This is a genomic window from Streptomyces speibonae, from assembly GCF_984686075.1.
Window position 1 is genome coordinate 7,836,685 of record NZ_OZ480260.1, and the last position, 15,631, is coordinate 7,852,315.

Consider the following 15,631-nt stretch of genomic DNA (forward strand, 5'->3'; position numbering starts at 1 on the left):
CCGAGCCGCTCGCGACCCAGGAGATCCGACATGCATCCCAGCCAGCTCGCCCCCGGTGTCGAACTGGTCGCCGTGCCCGACCGGGGGCTCGCCGTCCGCACGGCCGACGGGGAGTTCCTCACGGTCCGGACCGGAACCGCGGACGAGGGCGCGCTCCTCGACCGGCTCTCCGGCACCGCCCCCACCGGACCCGACCCCGAACTCGACCGGCTCGTCGGCGCCTTCGGCTCCGCCGGATACCTCGCGGACGATCGGCCGCCGCGCGCCTGGCCGGCCCGGCTGCGCGACGTACGGCTGCTCGGCGACCCGGCGCTCACCGGACCCCTGACGGACCTGCTGCGGGCCGCGGGAGCCGAGCCGCGCCCGGGAACACCGCGGGATCCGGCCGCGGGACGTCCCGCCGCCGTCGTGTGGTGCCTGGGCGGGCCCGCACCGGACGGACTGTGGGACGCCGCCGACCGGCTGCCCGGGCAGCGCATCGCCTGGCTGCGCTGCCACCGTGAGGGTTACCAGGCCTACCTCGAGCCGCTCGCCGCCGCACCCGGCGACGTCACCTCCGCCCATGTCCGGGCCCGCCGCCTCGCCGCCACCCCCGCCCACCGCGAACTGGCCGCCTACTGGAGCGGCCCGCGCACCACCGGCGTCCCGGCCCGGCTCACCCCGGCCGCGGCGGCGCTGCTCGCCGCGCTGCTCGCCGACGACCTCACCCGGTGGGCCACCGGCGTCCCCGACCGGGGCCCCGTCCCCGCCCGGCGCCGCCTGAGGCGTGTCGATCTGCGCGACCTGACCGTCACGGAACACCCGGTCCTGCCCGTCCCCGAAGTGGCCCCGACACCGGTGACCACCCGATGACCACGATCACCGAGACCGTCCACGGGCTCGCCACCGACGTGGTGCTCCCCGACGGCGACGGCCCCTTCCCGTCGGTCCTCCTGCGCACGCCCTACGACCGGCGGCGCCACCGTGCCGAACTGCGCGGCTGGGCCCGGCGCGGATTCGCCGCCGTGGCCCAGGACGTACGCGGCCGGCACGCCTCGCCGGGACAGTGGCGCCCGTACGAGGACGAGACGGCGGACGGCACCGCCGCCGTCCGCTGGATCCGCCGCCGGCCCTGGAGCGACGGCCGCCTCGTGGCCGCCGGTGCCTCCTACGCCGCCCACTGCGCCCTCGTCCTCGCGCTCGACGCGCCCGCGGACGGCAGGCCCGACGCCGTCATCGCCGCCGTGCCCGCGCTGGGCACCGCCGACACCGCCCGCGAACCCTCCGGTGCGGAGCGGCTGGCCGCCCGGGCCGGCTGGTGGGCCGCCCACGGCGACCGGCCCGACTCCGACGACGACGCGCTGGCGAAGGCCCGCGCCGCGGACCCCCGCCTGCTCACACACCTGCCGCTGACCGAACTGCCCCGCAGGCTCGGCCGCGACCTTCCCTCCTGGCCCGCGATCTGGCGGCACCGCGAGCGCGGCCGGCTGGTCGCACGGGGCGCGCACGCGCGGATCCCCCTGCTGGCGGTGGGCGGCCACCACGACCACTTCACCGAGGACACCGTGGCCCTCTGGCGGCGCTGGGGCGGCCCCTCCGCCCGGCTGCTGCTCGGCCCCTGGGGGCACCGCCTCGTCGCCGCGCCCGGACCCGACGCCGACCCCGAGGCCCACCGCGTCGCCCTCGGAGACCTCTACGCCCGATGGGCCCACAACGCCCTCGCCGGTGCCCTCGCCCCCGGCGCCCGGGGCGCGACCGCGCTCGGCGGCAGCCCGCTGTGGCTCCCCGCCGGCACCGAGGGGGAGCCGTACGCCCCGGAGCTGCGGCTGCTGCGCGGCGCCGACTTCACCGCCGACCCCGAACACCCCGTCTCCTCGGAACACCTGGCCGTACCCACCCGGGGCACACCCGACCGCTGCGTGTTCGTCACCCCGCCGCTGACCCGCCCCCTGGACGTCGTCGGACCGGCCCGGGTCACCGTCCGCGCCACCGCCGGCACCCCGGCCGCGGACTGGGCCGCCCGGCTCACCCTGCTCACCCCCGACGGCGTGGCGGGACGCCTCGCCGTCGGGGTCGTCCGGCGCACGGACCCGCCCGGCACGGCCGTCGAGTTCACCGTGCCGCTCGGCCGGCTCGCCCGGCGGCTGCCCGCGGGCGCCCGGCTGCGCCTGGAGATCGCAGGCCACCACTTCCCGGCCCACGCCCGCAACCCCCACACCGGCGAGGACGCCGTCACCGCCCGCCGGCTGACCGCCTCCCGGCGCCACGTCGACCCGGCCGCGACCGTCCTCCGGCTGCCCGTCGTCCGGTCCCGTCCCGTAGCCACCGACCCCGCACAGGAGATCCTCCGATGACGCCGCTGCCCCTGGAAGCCCTCGTCGACCCGGTCTGCGGCATCGTCCGCAAGGTCAAGCCCGTGGAGCACCCGCCGGGCACCCCGGCCCGCTACACCGCGCTCACCGCCGAGATATCCGACGCCCGCAGACTCGGCCTGTGGCCGGCCGACCGGGTGTCCCTCGGCACCACGTTCGGCGACCCGGAAGGCGCCCGCATCGCGGCCGTCGCCGAGGGCGTCGAACGCTACTGCGGCAACCGTGTGCCACCGCCCGGCCACCCCGACGCCCCGCTGCGCGCCACCGCCGCCGAACTGACCGGGGCCGGGCTGCGGCTGTACGGACCGCCGGACCTGCCCGCCTACGCCGACTGGCAGTACGACCGTGACGCGTTCCCCTACCGCCGGCTCACCCCCGGCACACCCGCCCTGTGGACCCGCGGCACCGAACGGCTGCCCGGCGGCGACACCGCCGAGGTCTGGGCACCCACCGCCCTCACCCACCTCAACTGGCGCCAGGGGGAGCTGCGTTCACTGCCCCGCACCCACCACCTCAACTACGCCGGCATCGCCACCGGGCAGGGCCTCGACGACGCGGTCGAACGCGCCCTGCTGGAGGTCGTCGAACGCGACGCGCTCGAACTGTGGTGGCACCTCGACGCCCCGGCCCGCGGCATCGACCCGGCCACCGTCCCCGGACTCGTCGACGACCTCGCCGGATCCGGACTCACCGTCCACCTCGTCGAGATGCCCTCCGCGTTCGCCCCCTGCGTCGGAGCCCTCGTCCAGGACCCCCGGCTCGGCCTGTACGCGGCTGGGTTCGCCTGCCGGTACGACCCCTGCGAGGCCGCCCGCAAGGCGGTCCTGGAAGCCGTGCACACCTGGGTCTTCACCCAGGGGCTCACCGAACCCGACGGATGGGTGTTCCAGGCCGTCGAGGCCGGTCTGCTCGCCCGGGGCCTCTATCTGGACCACCGCGCCGACGGCCGCTATCTCGACGACTGCGGCCCGCAGTTCGAACACGTACGGGACCTGGGCGCGCACGTCCAGGTGTGGCTGGACGAGCGGATGGCCCCCGAGGCCCGCCGGTTCACCGAACCCGCGCTCGGCACCGTCCCGGTGCAGGAGGTGCCGGCCGGCAGCCGCGCACGCCTAAAGGACGCGCTCCGCGACGGCGGACACCGCGTCATGACCTTCGACCTCACCACCGAGGACGTGGCCGAGACCGCGCTGCGCGTCGCCCGGGTCCTCGTCTCCGGACTCCTCCCCAACGCCCCCGCCGCCTTCGGCTACTTCGGCTGCCCCCGCCTGACGGACGCCGCCGCCGGACTCGGCCGCACCCGCGGCCCGGGCGCCCCGGAGGACTTCACGCTCGCCCCGCCGCCCCACATGTGAGGACCCCGTGGATCTCGTCGCCGCCCTCGCCCGCGCACGCTCCGCCGCGGAACCCGGTCCCGGCACCTCCGCCGGGCCGGCCGTGCCGGACTGGCCCGGCCCCCCGCTCCCCGTTCCCGCCGCCGGCCCCGGGGAACTGGACCTGGACCGCCTGCTGCGCCTGTCGCTGACCGCCTCGGATCCCGCCGGACGGCTGCGGCCCGCCGCCTCCGCGGGCGCCCTGCACCCGGTCGACGCCCTGCTCGTGGTGGGCGAGGGCTGTCCGCTGCCGCCCGGGCGGTACGGCTACGACCCGCTGCGGCACCGCGCGCACCCCCTCGGCCCGGCACCCCACGGCACCCCGCCCGGCGTGTCCGTGGAGCTGAGGGTCACCGAGCGGCGCACGCGCTCCCACTACGGACACCGCGCCCTGCCGCTGCTCCTCCTCGACACCGGCCACGTGGCCGGTGCCCTGCGGCTCGCCGCCGACGCCATCGGCGCCGGCCCGGCCGGGCTCCGCCTCGACGGATCCACCGAGGACCCCCTGGCCGTCGTACGCATACCGCTCCCCTCGGGTACTCCGGCCCACCACGACCTGCCCACCCGGCGCAGTGTCCCGCCCCCGCCGCACGGCACACCGCCCCCGGACGACCTGTGGGCCCTGCTCGCCGTCGCCGACGAGGCGAGCGCGGGAGAACCGGCCTGGTGCGCCGCCGTCGGACCGCCCCGCCCCGGGCTCGTCGCGGCCGCCCCCGACGGCACCCTGCGCCGGCTCGCGAAGGGAGAGGCCCGGCCCACGCTCGCCGTGTGGGCCGCGCGCCAGGCCTGGATCGCGCGCGCCGGCGCCGTGCTGCTGGGCCACGGCTGCCCCACGGACGCCGACGCCCCGCGGATCCGTCGCACGCATCTGCGCGCGGGACTCGCCGTCCACCTGGCCCAGGTGACCGCCGTACGACGGGGCCTGGCCGCCCGCCCCATCGGGTCCTGGCAGCAGGCCGACCTGGGTGCCGCGCTCGGCGGCCCGCCCGGCCGGGACCTCGTCGTCCACGGCCTGGCCATCGGAACCCGTCCCTCCGAGGAGAGCAACCCGTGATCGTCCACCCCGAACTGCGCCGCGCGGCACGCCACGTCCGGCGCCCGCTGCTCGCGGCCACCCTGCTCCAGGCCGCCGTCACCCTCACCCACCTCGCCCAGGCCGTGCTGCTGGCCCTCGCCCTCGCGGAGGTCGCCCGTGGCGGCACGGACCGGCTGCCCGCGCTGCTCACGGCGGTGCTCGCCCTGGTCGCCGCACGCGCCGGGCTCGGCCGGTGGCAGCGGCGTACCGCCGTCCGCGCGGGAGCGGCGGTCCGGGTGCGGCTGCGCGACGAACTCCTCGCCCACCTGGGGCGGCTCGGCCCCGCGCATCTGACGACCGCCCGCGCCGGAGCCGTACGCGCCACCCTCGTCGACGGGGTGGAAGGCGTCGACGCGTACGTCTCCCGCTACCTGCCGCAGCTCCTCGTCACCCTCGTGGTGCCGCCGCTGCTGCTCGCCGCCCTCCTCCTCGTCGAACCGCTTGCCCTCCTCGGCCTGCTGCCCGCGCTGCTGCTCGCCCTCGCCGGGCCACGCGCCTGGGACCGGCTCCTGGCCCGCCGGGGCACGGAACACTGGGACACCTACGAGGCACTCGGGGCCGACTACCTCGAAGCGCTCCAGGGCATGCCCGCGCTGCGCGCCGCGGGCGCCGTCGGCCGCACCCGGCAGCGGCTGGAGGAACGCTCGGCCCGGCTGCACCGGGCCACCGTCGCCAAACTCCGCGTGTCGCTCGTCGACACCGGACTCACCGACCTGGCCATCCAGGGCGGCACCGTGGCCGCCGCCCTGCTCGCCTGCCACTGCGCGGTCACCGGGTCCGCCACGGCCACGGACACCTACCTGGTGCTGCTGCTCGCCGCCGAGTGCTTCCGGCCCGTGCGCGACCTCTCCCGGGAATGGCACGCCGGGTATCTCGGCGCCTCCGCCGCCGACGGCCTCGCCGCGCTGCGGACCGCCCGGCCCGCCGTCGCCGACACCGGCACCGTCCCGGCCCGCTGGCCCGCCCCGCCCGACATCCGCTTCGAGAACGTCGGATTCACCTACGAGGGCGCCGCCCGGCCGGCCCTGCACGGGGTGAGCTTCACCGCCGAGGCGGGCCGCACCACCGCGCTCGTGGGCCCCTCGGGCGCCGGCAAGTCCACGCTGCTGGGACTGCTGCAACGCCATCACGAGCCCGGCACGGGCCGGATCACCGTGGCCGGACGCGACGTGGCCGATCACACCCTGGACTCGCTGCGCCGGGGCATCGCCGTGGTCTCGCAGCACACCCACCTCTTCCACGACACCGTCGCCGCGAATCTGCGCCTGGCCGCACCCGACGCCACCGACGACGAACTGACCCGGGCGGCCCGCACGGCCGGCGTGCACGACGAGATCGCCGCCCTGCCCGACGGATACGCCACCGTCCTCGGCGAACGCGGCGCCACCCTTTCCGGCGGCCAGCGCCAGCGGCTCGCCCTGGCCCGGGCCCTGCTCGCCGACGCCCCGGTCCTCATCCTCGACGAGGCCACCAGCGCGGTCGACGAACGCCGGGAGGCCGGCATCGTCCGGGAACTCCTCGCCGCCGCCGGCGACCGCACCGTCCTCGTCGTCGCCCACCGCATCGCCGCCGTCCAGGACGCCGACCGCATCGTCGTCCTGGACGACGGCCGGGTGTCCGCCGTCGGCGCCCACACCGCGCTCGTCGCCGCCGGAGGCGTCTACGCGGATCTGGTCCGGGCCGCTCAGGCCCCCGAAGGAGAACTCGTCGCATGACCGCCACCGCCACCGCCGCCCCCGCCCCCGATGCGACGCGGGTGCCGCCGGCACCCGGGCGCGGGGCGCTGCGCGCCCTGCTGCCCGCTCTCGCCGGGCACCGGGCGATGATCGTCCGCACCTGCGCCGCCGCGCTCCTCGAACATGCCTCGCTGGTCGCGCTGCTCACCCTGGCCGCGCACTGCGTGGGCACCGCCGTCATCGACGGGCGCGCCCCCGGTGCCGGCACCGTCGCCGCGCTGGCCGCCCTCGTCCTCGTCCGCGCCCTGACGACCTGGCGCGAGATGGACCTCTCCCACGACCTGGCCTACCGGGTGCTGGCCGCACTGCGCGTACGGATCTTCGACGGTCTCGCCCGCAGCGCCCCGGCCCGCGTGGCCGGCCGGCGCAGCGGGGACCTGGCCGCCACCGCCCTCGCCGACGTGGAGGCCCTGGAGTTCCTCTACGCCCACACCATCGCCCAGCTGTTCGCCTCCGGTGTGGTGTTCACCGCCGCCACCGGGGTCCTGGCCGGGGTGGAACCGTGGCTGCTGGCGGCAGTCCTGCCGGCCGCGGCCCTGCTCGCAGCCGCGCCGTTCGCCGACGCGCGCCGGCGCGCGGAGCGCGGGGCCCGCACCCGGGCCGCCGTCGCACGGCTGTCGGCCGACACCGTCGAGACCGTCGACGGCCTGCCCGAACTGCTCGCCTCCGGCAGGCTGGACGAACGCCGCGACCGGCTGGCCGCGCGGGGCCGCGAGGTGGGGGAGGCACAGCGCGCCGAGGCGGGCGGGGAGGCCGTGGCCGCCGCCGTCCGGGACGCGCTGATCGTGCTGGCGGTGCTCGGCGTGGTGGCCGGCGCCGCCCAGTCCGTGACCTCCGGCCGGCTGCACGGGGCGTGGGCACCGGCGGCGATGGCGCTCGCCCTGTCGGCGCTCGGCCCTGTCGCCGAGTCCGCGCGGGCGCTGAGCCAGGCCATGGGACTGCGGGCCGCGGCGGCCCGCGTCGAGGCCGCCCTCACCGCCCCCGCGCTCGCCCCGCCGCCCGCCGCGCCCCGCGCCCTGCCGCCCGGCCCGCTCGGCGTGCGGCTGCGCGGCGTGGACTTCCACTACGACGGCAGGCCCGTGCTCCGGCAGCTGGACCTGACGGTCCCCCCGGGGCGGACGCTGGCCCTGGCCGGAGCCTCCGGCGCGGGCAAGAGCACCTGCGCGCATCTCCTCGCCAGGTTCTGGGACCCGGCCGCCGGGTCCGTGCAACTCCTGCCGGACGAAGGGGAGCCCGTCGACCTGCGCGACCTGACGGACGCCGATCTGCGCCGGGCCGTCGCCGTCGTCGGCCAGGACGCCCCGCTCTTCCACGGCACCCTCGCCGAGAACCTCCGCCTCGCCGCGCCCGACGCGGACGACGCACGGCTCCTCGCCACCGCCCGGCTGTGCGGCATCGACCGGTTCGCGGCGCCGGACACGGTGATCGGGGAACGGGGCGCCACGCTCTCCGGCGGCCAGCGCGCCCGGATCGCGCTCGCCCGCGCGCTGCTGGCCGAACCGAGGGTCCTCGTGCTGGACGAGACCACCGCCCACCTGGACAACACCGCGGACGCCCGGATCGCCGCCGCGCTCCGCACGGAGGGCCGGACGACGATCGTCATCGCCCACCGCCCGGCCACCATCCGCCGCGCCGACCGCGTCGCCGTCCTGGAATCCGGCCGCATCGCGGAGGAAGGCACCTGGCAAGCCCTCACAGCGCGCCCGGACAGCGCTCTCAACCGCGTACTACGCCGCTGAAACCACCGCGCCGCGCGCATCACGCGGGGTCCTGTCCCACCGGAGCCGATCGGCCCGCCCCGCACGACGACGGCGCCGGTCCCGACCGGCGTCGGTCCGGTCGGCCCGTCAGGCGCGAGTCGTTCCGTCCCCTACGGCGGGATCGTTCGACCGGGACACGAGCCGCCGTCACCGGACTAGGTCTGACCTGAACGACAGCCGGGACGGGGAGGGGAAGCCCCGGAGGGTCCCGACCGTCGCCGGTCCGGTCGGCCGACCCGTTCGGTCCGGGCGCGAGCGGCCGTTGACGGAGTCGGCTGAGCTGGGCGACAGCCCCGGGACCCGGGGACAGCCGTGCACGACCGGTGGACGGTCCCCTCGGGCCACGACCACTGAGCGTGGGGGCATTCGGCTCAGCCACGGGGCGCCGTTCCCCGGAGTCGGACTGATCCGGGGGACAGCTGCCCAGGCCACGAGGGGGAAGCCGGACGTGTGTCCTCGGCGAGCCCCCGGGCCCCGGACATGTGTCTTCGGCGCCGCCGGTCCGGCCCGCCGCGCCCGCCGGGCATGGTGGGGCGTTTCGCTCCGCCTCGGGGCGCCGTTCACCGGAGCCGGGCCGAATCTGGGCGCCCCGGGGGTGCGGGGAAGGCGGGCGGGTGTTCTCGGCGCCGCCCGTCCCGAGCGTGCCGGTCGGCCCGGGCGGACTGCCGGGGCCGGGCCGGCCGGCCATGGTGCCGTGCACCGGAGTCGGTCCGGGCGGGCGACAGACCCGGGGGCCGGCGGGGAGTCCGGGAGGGCGCTTTCGTCGGTGAGGGTCCCGGTCGGTGCAGGGCCGGTCGGGTGGGCCGGCGGGCGCCGCGATGGGGGCGTTCGGCCCGAGCGGATTCCGCGTTCTGCGGCCAGACTGGAAGTGCAGGACGGTCCCGGCCCCCCGGGTCCCTCCGACGCGAGCGGGCGCGGGTGCGCCCGGTGCCGGGGCCCACCGCACAGCGAGAAGGGTGAGATCGGCATGAAGGGCTACGTCTTCCACGGTCCCGGGCAGTCCGCCTGGGAAGAGGTCCCCGACCCGGAACTCAAGGAACCCGGCGACGCGATCGTCCGCGTCGACGCCGTCACCATCTGCGGGACCGACCTGCACATCCTCAAGGGCGACGTGCCCGAGGTCCGTCCCGGAACCGTCCTCGGCCACGAGGCGGTGGGCGAGATCGTCGAGACCGGCAGCGACGTGCGCACCGTACGCCCGGGGGACCGGGTCCTGGTCTCCTGCATCTCCGCATGCGGGCGCTGCGGCTACTGCCGCGAGGGCATGTACGGCCAGTGCCGGGGCGGCGGAGGCTGGGTCCTCGGCCACATGATCGACGGCACCCAGGCCGAGTACGTCCGCGTCCCCTACGCCGACCTGTCCGTGTACCCGCTGCCCGGCGCCGTCGCCAACGAGGACGCCGTACTGCTGGCCGACATCTTCCCCACCGCCTACGAGGTGGGCGTGCTCAACGGGCGGGTGCGTCCCGGTGACACCGTCGTCGTGGTCGGCGCCGGCCCCATCGGACTCGCCTCGATCGCCACCGCCCGGCTGTTCGGGCCCGAGCGGATCGTCGCCGTCGATCTGGCCGCGTCCCGGTTGCAGGCGGCGAAGGAGTTCGGCGCCGACGCCGTGGCCGAGGCCGCCGAGGGCCCCGAGCAACTGGTCGAGGACCTCACCGGCGGACTCGGCGCGGACGTGGTCATCGAGGCGGTGGGTGTACCGGAGACCTTCGAGCTGTGCACCCGCATCGTGCGGCCCGGGGGACACCTCGCCAACATCGGCGTGCACGGCGCGCCCGCCACCCTGCACCTCGAGGAGCTGTGGATCAAGAACGTCACCATCACCACCGGGCTCGTCGACACCCACTCGACCCCCACCCTGCTGCGGATGGCCGCCGCGGGACGGCTTCCCCTGGGCCGGCTGGTGACCCACACGTTCCCGCTCGACCACATGCAGGAGGCGTACGACATCTTCGGCAACGCCGCCGAGACCGGGGCGCTCAAGGTCGTGCTGGGCGTGCCGCAGCACGAGGTGGTCCCCGTGCACCAGACGGTCTGACCGGCCCCGGCGCCGAGCCGGCGCCGTCCCGGGAGCCCCCGCCCGCAGGGCCGTTCGGCCCATGCCGCACCGGGCGCCGAGGGTCCACCCTGGAGACGTGGCGCCGTTCGGCATCCGCGCGAGGAGGTGACCTCCCATGGCGAGGACACACGGTGCGACGCCGCCGCGGAAGGTGCGGCTGTGGCGGTGGCAGAGCAACCCGCTGCGCCGCCGCAGCGATCTCGTCGAGGCCTGGCTGCTGCTCGCCACGCTCGTACTCGCCCTGCTGGGCGGGCTGTTCGCCGGGATGGCAGCGGCCGGCGCGGTCGACGCGGCGCTCGACGAGCGCCGCGAGCGCAGCCGCGCCGTGCAGGCCGTCCTGGTCGAGAACGCCCGCGACGCCGCGCCCGCCCCCGTGTCGCAGGACGGCGACGGTGCAGTCTGGGCGAAGGTGCGGTGGACGGCCCCGGACGGCACCGCCCGCACGGGCCGGGCCGAGGTCGAACCGGGGAGCCGGGCGGGCACCGAGGTCACCGTGTGGAACGACACCTCGGGCCGGCTCGTGTCCGCACCGCCCGAGGGTGCCGAGGCGGGGTTCCAGATCGCCATGGCAGGGATCATGGTCAGCATCGGCACGGGGGGACTGGTCCTGCTCGGCGGACGGGCCGTGCGGTCCCGGTTGCAGCGGCGCGTCCTCGCCGAGTGGGAGGCCGAGTGGCGGCAGGTCGAGCCGACGTGGCGGAAGCGGATGATCGGCTGAGCGAAGGTACGGCGACGGCCACCCCCGATACGCAGGCGGACCTCGGGATCACGGGCAAGGGCATGCATGACCTGCGGAATTGCAAATTTTCGCAATTGCCTACATGCTTGTCCCGTCATCCAGTCGAGAGCGAAGAATGTCGAGGGGCCGTGTCCGTACCGCTGTCACAGGCCGGAGCCCGGTCCCGGATCACCACGCTGCTGCCCTCCCGCGCCGACCTGGACCAGGCGCGGCGCCACCCCCGGCGCGACCTGCTCGCGGGGCTGACCGTCGCGGTGGTCGCGCTGCCGCTCGCGCTCGGCTTCGGCGTCTCCTCGGGGCTCGGCGCCGAGGCCGGTCTGGCCACCGCCGTCGTCGCCGGGGCACTCGCGGCCGTGTTCGGCGGATCCAACCTCCAGGTCTCCGGGCCGACCGGGGCGATGACGGTGGTGCTCGTGCCGATCGTCGCCGACCACGGGCCCGCGGGCGTCCTCACCGTCGGTCTCATGGCGGGCGTGATCCTGGTCGGGCTGGCGCTGCTGCGCGCCGGGGGCAGCATGCGGTACGTCCCGGCGCCCGTGGTGGAGGGCTTCACGCTCGGCATCGCCTGCGTCATCGGCCTCCAGCAGATCCCCAACGCCCTCGGCGTGCCCGTGCCCGAGGGCGAACGCGTCCTGGAGGTGGCCTGGCGGGCGGCGGAGGAGTTCCTCCGCGCCCCCCAGTGGACCGCGCCGGGGCTCGCGCTCGCGGTGGCGGGCGTGATGCTGATCGGGGCCCGCTGGAAGCCCACCGTCCCCTTCTCGGTGCTCGCGGTCTTCGCCGCCACGGCCGTGGTGGAGGTCGCGGGTCCGGACGGGGTCCGGCCCATCGGTGACCTGCCCGCCGGACTGCCCGCTCCGTCGCTCTCCTTCGTCGACACCGGCGCCCTGGGCAGCCTGCTCGCGCCCGCCCTGGCGGTGGCGGCGCTGGCCGCCCTGGAGTCGCTGCTGTCCGCCTCCGTCGCCGACGGCATGACCGTCGGACAGCGGCACGACCCCGACCGCGAACTGTTCGGCCAGGGCCTCGCCAACATCGCCGCCCCGCTCTTCGGCGGGGTCCCCGCGACCGGCGCGATCGCCCGCACGGCCGTCAACGTCCGCACCGGTGCCACCTCCCGGCTGGCTTCGCTCACGCACGCCGGCGTCCTCGCCGTGATCGTCTTCGCGGCCGCCCCGCTGGTCTCGCGGATCCCCCTCGCCGCACTCGCCGGTGTCCTGCTGGCGACGGCGGTGCGCATGGTCGAGGTCGGCTCGCTGCGCGCGATGAGCCGCGCCACCCGCTCCGACGCGGTGATCCTCGTCCTCACCGCGGTCGCCACGCTCGTACTCGACCTCGTCCAGGCGGTGATCATCGGTCTGGCTGTCGCGGGCGTCCTCGCGCTGCGTGCCGTCGCCCGCCAGGCCCGGCTCGAACCCCTGCCGCTGGACCGGGGCGACCACACGGAGGAGGAACACGCCCTGCTGGCGGAGCACATCGTGGCCTACCGCATCGACGGCCCGCTGTTCTTCGCCGCCGCCCACCGCTTCCTGCTGGAACTGACCGAACTCGCCGACGTACGCGTGGTCGTCCTGCGCATGTCCCACGTCAGCGTCGTCGACGCCACCGGGGCCCTGGTCCTGAAGGACGCGGTGACGAAACTGAGACGACGCGGCATCCTCGTCCTGGCGTCCGGTGTCCGCCCCGCCCACCGGCGGGCCCTGGCCTCGGTCGGCGCCCTGGAACTGCTGCGGCACGAGGGACGGGAGTACGCCACCACACCCGAGGCGATCAGCGCGGCCCGCGCTCACCTGGAGCGCGACGGGATCCTGCGGAACCCCGCGCCGCCGGCCGCCGTGCCCGGAGCGGAGCACCGATGACACCCGCGCTGAACACGCTGCCGTACCGGCACGTCCTCACCCTGCCCACCGAGCCCGCCGCCGTGCGCCTCGCCCGCGAGACCGCCGAACAGGCCCTCGCGGAGTGGGGCATCGCCGCCCGCCACCCGGCGGTGGGCCCGGCGCTGCTGATCCTGAGCGAGCTGGTGACCAACAGCGTCCGGCACGCGGCCGAGGCCTCCCCGCAGACCACGGTGGTCTACGCGGCGGGCCCCGACTGCCTGGTGTTCGCCGTGCACGACCGCCACCCCTGCCGGCCCCCGCTGCTGGGGGCGGACGCCGCCGACTCCGGCGGGCTGGCCACCGTCGTTGAACTGACCCACGGCCTGGGCGGCACCGCCGTGGTCCGCGGCGACGCCGACGGCCGGGGCAAGAGCATCTGGATCACGCTTCCCCTGTGACGCCACCGCGCCCGGCCACTGGACGGTGGGGATGTATGAAGTTGCTAATGTCGTAAAACCGTCGAGGTGGGTGTCGACGAACAGATGAGGCGAGGGACCGAGGACCGGCCACCGGGCCGTACTGCCGCGCCGGAAAGGAACGGCACGATGACCACGCCGCTGTACCAGCTGAAGGCCGAGTTCTTCAAAACCCTGGGCCACCCCGCCCGTATCCGGGTGCTGGAACTGCTCAGCGAACGCGAGCACGCGGTCTCGGAGATGCTGCCCGAGGTGGGCATCGAGCCGGCCCACCTCTCGCAGCAACTGGCGGTCCTGCGCCGCGCGAACCTCGTGGTGGGCCGCAAACAGGGCTCGACCGTGTACTACTCGCTCACCAGCCCCCACGTGGCGGAGCTCCTGCGTGTGGCCCGCACCATCCTCTCCGGCGTCCTCGCCGGCCAGGCGGAACTCCTGGCAGACCTCCAGGCCACGGAAAGGCCCCCGGCCCCCGCAACCCACCAGGACACCTGAGCCGGACCCCCTCCACCACGGCGGGAACAGCCCCACCGACGGCTCCGTGCCCACCGGGGCATACACGACCATCTGCCCCGGTGCTGCCGCACTCGGCGGGCAGGAGCCGGCGCGGCCGCGCGGGTGATGGGCCCGCCGTGACGGTCCGGATCGAGGCGTCCGGCGCTTGACGGCGCGGGTTGCCGTGGGTGGCGGTCGGCGCCGTGCGGGTGGTGGTGGCTGTCCGGTGCCGCCTTGCCGTGACGGCGATGCGGTCCGCCGCGACGGTCCGGATCGAGGCGTCCGGGACAGCGACGGTGCCGGTGCCCGTGGGGGGGGCGAGCGGCGGTGCGGGCGGTCGGCGCCGTGCGCGCGCCGGCCCGGCTCGCCGCGATGGCCCGGAATGAGGCGTCCGGCGCTCGACGGCGCCGGTTGTCGTGGGCGGTCGGCGGCCCGCGAGTGGTGGTGGCCCGCCGTGACGGCGATAGGGCGTGGCGCGGGGGCCGACCGTGGTGTCCGGTGCTCGGCGGAGCTGCTTGCCGTGGCCGTGCGCGCGGTGGCCCGGCTCGCCGCGACGGCCGGGAATGAGGCGTCCGGCGCTCGACGGCGCCGGTTGTCGTGGGCGGTCGGCGGCCCGCGAGTGGTGGTGGCCCGCCGTGACGGCGATAGGGCGTGGCGCGGGGGCCGACCGTGGTGTCCGGTGCTCGGCGGAGCTGCTTGCCGTGGCCGTGCGCGCGGTGGCCCGGCTCGCCGCGACGGCCGGGAATGAGGCGTCCGGGCACTTCGGTGAGCGGGTTGCCGCAGAACGCGAACGGCCATGACGGCGGCCGGGTGGAGGGCCGGCGGGGCGATGCGGCACCGGGCCCGTGCGGGCAGTGGTACCTGCGGAGACGGTGCCGGGCGCCGTCCGCTGGGATGGCGTGCGGGGCAGGGTTCCGTGCGGCGGCGCAGCGACCCGCGGGGGAGCGCCGTACTCGGCCGCGTGGACGACGGCCCGTGCGGTGCCTGCCGGCGTGACGGCGAAAGAACGACGGTCCCGTCAAAGGGAGGCGTTCGGGACCTCGCGGCGGCAGTGGAGGAACAGCTGGGGCTCCGGGCGGGCGTCCGGGTGCGTGGGGGTGAACATCACGCTCTCCTCCGACTGCACCGTCAGGCCCGCCTCCTGCACCAGGGCGATGAGATCCTCGCTCGCGAAGCTGGTGACCCGTACCGGCTGCCCCATGAACACGCCGTCGAACTCCTCGACATCCAGCGGCACGGTCGCCAGCGTCAGCAGACCGCCCGGGCGCAGCGCCCGCGCCAGCCGGCCCAGCAGCTCGGACTGCTCCGTCCGGGACATCTGCAGCAGCGCGAAGTACACGCAGACCGCGTCCAGGGAACCGTCCTCGAGCGTCATCCGCCGGATGTCCTCGCAGCGGAACTCCGCCTCGGGCACCTGCCGGGAGGCGATCTCCACCATCACCGGGGAGACGTCCACGCCCAGCACCCGGTGGCCGGCCGCGGCGAGCGCCTCGGCCGTGGGCCTGCCCGTGCCGCTGCCCACGTCCAGCACCCTGCTGCCGGGCGCCAGCCGTTCGATCAGCCAGTCCAGCGACGCCCGGTGGGCTGGCGAGAAGGCGAACGCCTTCTCGTACTCGCTGCCCAGCGCGTCGAACACCGCCGCCGCCGGTGACCCCTGTTCCTCGTCGACCAAGACACACCCCAGCCTCTCCGCGTACCGATGCCGGGCATCGTGCCACCCCGGCACCCCTGTGACAACGGTGCTCCGCACGCG

At 76.5% G+C, this 15,631-nt stretch carries 12 protein-coding genes; 11 read left to right on the plus strand and 1 reads right to left on the minus strand.

The genetic code is table 11. The annotated features are described in order from the left end of the window. Positions 1–30 precede the first annotated feature (30 nt). From AC5L3C_RS35000 to AC5L3C_RS35050, 11 genes are all read left to right on the plus strand, one after another. Positions 31–852, plus strand: coding sequence for a hypothetical protein (locus AC5L3C_RS35000; protein ID WP_493653105.1), 822 nt, complete (start codon positions 31–33; stop codon positions 850–852). Beyond that, positions 849–2,333 (plus strand): CocE/NonD family hydrolase, encoded by a 1,485-nt coding sequence (locus tag AC5L3C_RS35005; protein WP_493653106.1) that lies wholly within the window; start codon positions 849–851, stop codon positions 2,331–2,333. Before AC5L3C_RS35000 ends, AC5L3C_RS35005 begins: the two co-directional genes overlap by 4 nt. Then, a complete protein-coding gene (locus AC5L3C_RS35010) occupies positions 2,330–3,706 on the plus strand; it encodes a YcaO-like family protein (protein ID WP_493653107.1) in 1,377 nt (458 codons plus the stop codon). The genes AC5L3C_RS35005 and AC5L3C_RS35010 overlap by 4 nt, the downstream gene beginning before the upstream one ends. Positions 3,707–3,713: 7 nt before the next feature. Further along, the gene (locus AC5L3C_RS35015) at positions 3,714–4,778 is read left to right on the plus strand and encodes a nitroreductase family protein (RefSeq protein ID WP_493653108.1); all 1,065 of its coding nucleotides are present in this window, start codon (positions 3,714–3,716) and stop codon (positions 4,776–4,778) included. Next, on the plus strand, positions 4,775–6,514 hold the full coding sequence (locus AC5L3C_RS35020; protein ID WP_493653109.1) for an ABC transporter ATP-binding protein/permease: 1,740 nt from the start codon (positions 4,775–4,777) through the stop codon (positions 6,512–6,514). Before AC5L3C_RS35015 ends, AC5L3C_RS35020 begins: the two co-directional genes overlap by 4 nt. Next, a complete protein-coding gene (locus tag AC5L3C_RS35025) occupies positions 6,511–8,274 on the plus strand; it encodes an ABC transporter ATP-binding protein (RefSeq protein WP_493653110.1) in 1,764 nt (587 codons plus the stop codon). The genes AC5L3C_RS35020 and AC5L3C_RS35025 overlap by 4 nt, the downstream gene beginning before the upstream one ends. Before the next feature lie 988 nt (positions 8,275–9,262). Continuing rightward, positions 9,263–10,336: a zinc-dependent alcohol dehydrogenase family protein gene (locus tag AC5L3C_RS35030; protein WP_493653111.1), complete on the plus strand. Its 1,074-nt coding sequence runs from the start codon at positions 9,263–9,265 to the stop codon at positions 10,334–10,336. Positions 10,337–10,472: 136 nt separating this feature from the next. Continuing rightward, entirely contained in the window at positions 10,473–11,075 is a 603-nt protein-coding gene (locus AC5L3C_RS35035) for an Rv1733c family protein (RefSeq protein WP_493653112.1), read from the plus strand. Between the two features lie 149 nt (positions 11,076–11,224). Beyond that, entirely contained in the window at positions 11,225–12,949 is a 1,725-nt protein-coding gene (locus AC5L3C_RS35040) for a SulP family inorganic anion transporter (RefSeq protein ID WP_493653113.1), read from the plus strand. Continuing rightward, the gene (locus AC5L3C_RS35045) at positions 12,946–13,368 is read left to right on the plus strand and encodes an ATP-binding protein (protein WP_125509424.1); all 423 of its coding nucleotides are present in this window, start codon (positions 12,946–12,948) and stop codon (positions 13,366–13,368) included. The genes AC5L3C_RS35040 and AC5L3C_RS35045 overlap by 4 nt, the downstream gene beginning before the upstream one ends. 147 nt (positions 13,369–13,515) lie before the next feature. Beyond that, positions 13,516–13,878 carry an ArsR/SmtB family transcription factor gene (locus tag AC5L3C_RS35050; protein ID WP_493653114.1) on the plus strand — a complete coding sequence of 121 codons (363 nt, stop codon included), beginning with the start codon at positions 13,516–13,518 and terminating at the stop codon, positions 13,876–13,878. 1,018 nt (positions 13,879–14,896) lie between these two features. On the opposite strand, the gene AC5L3C_RS35055 is transcribed toward AC5L3C_RS35050, so the two are convergent. Then, positions 14,897–15,550 carry a class I SAM-dependent methyltransferase gene (locus AC5L3C_RS35055; protein WP_493653115.1) on the minus strand — a complete coding sequence of 218 codons (654 nt, stop codon included), beginning with the start codon at positions 15,548–15,550 and terminating at the stop codon, positions 14,897–14,899. Between the last annotated feature and the right edge of the window lie 81 nt (positions 15,551–15,631).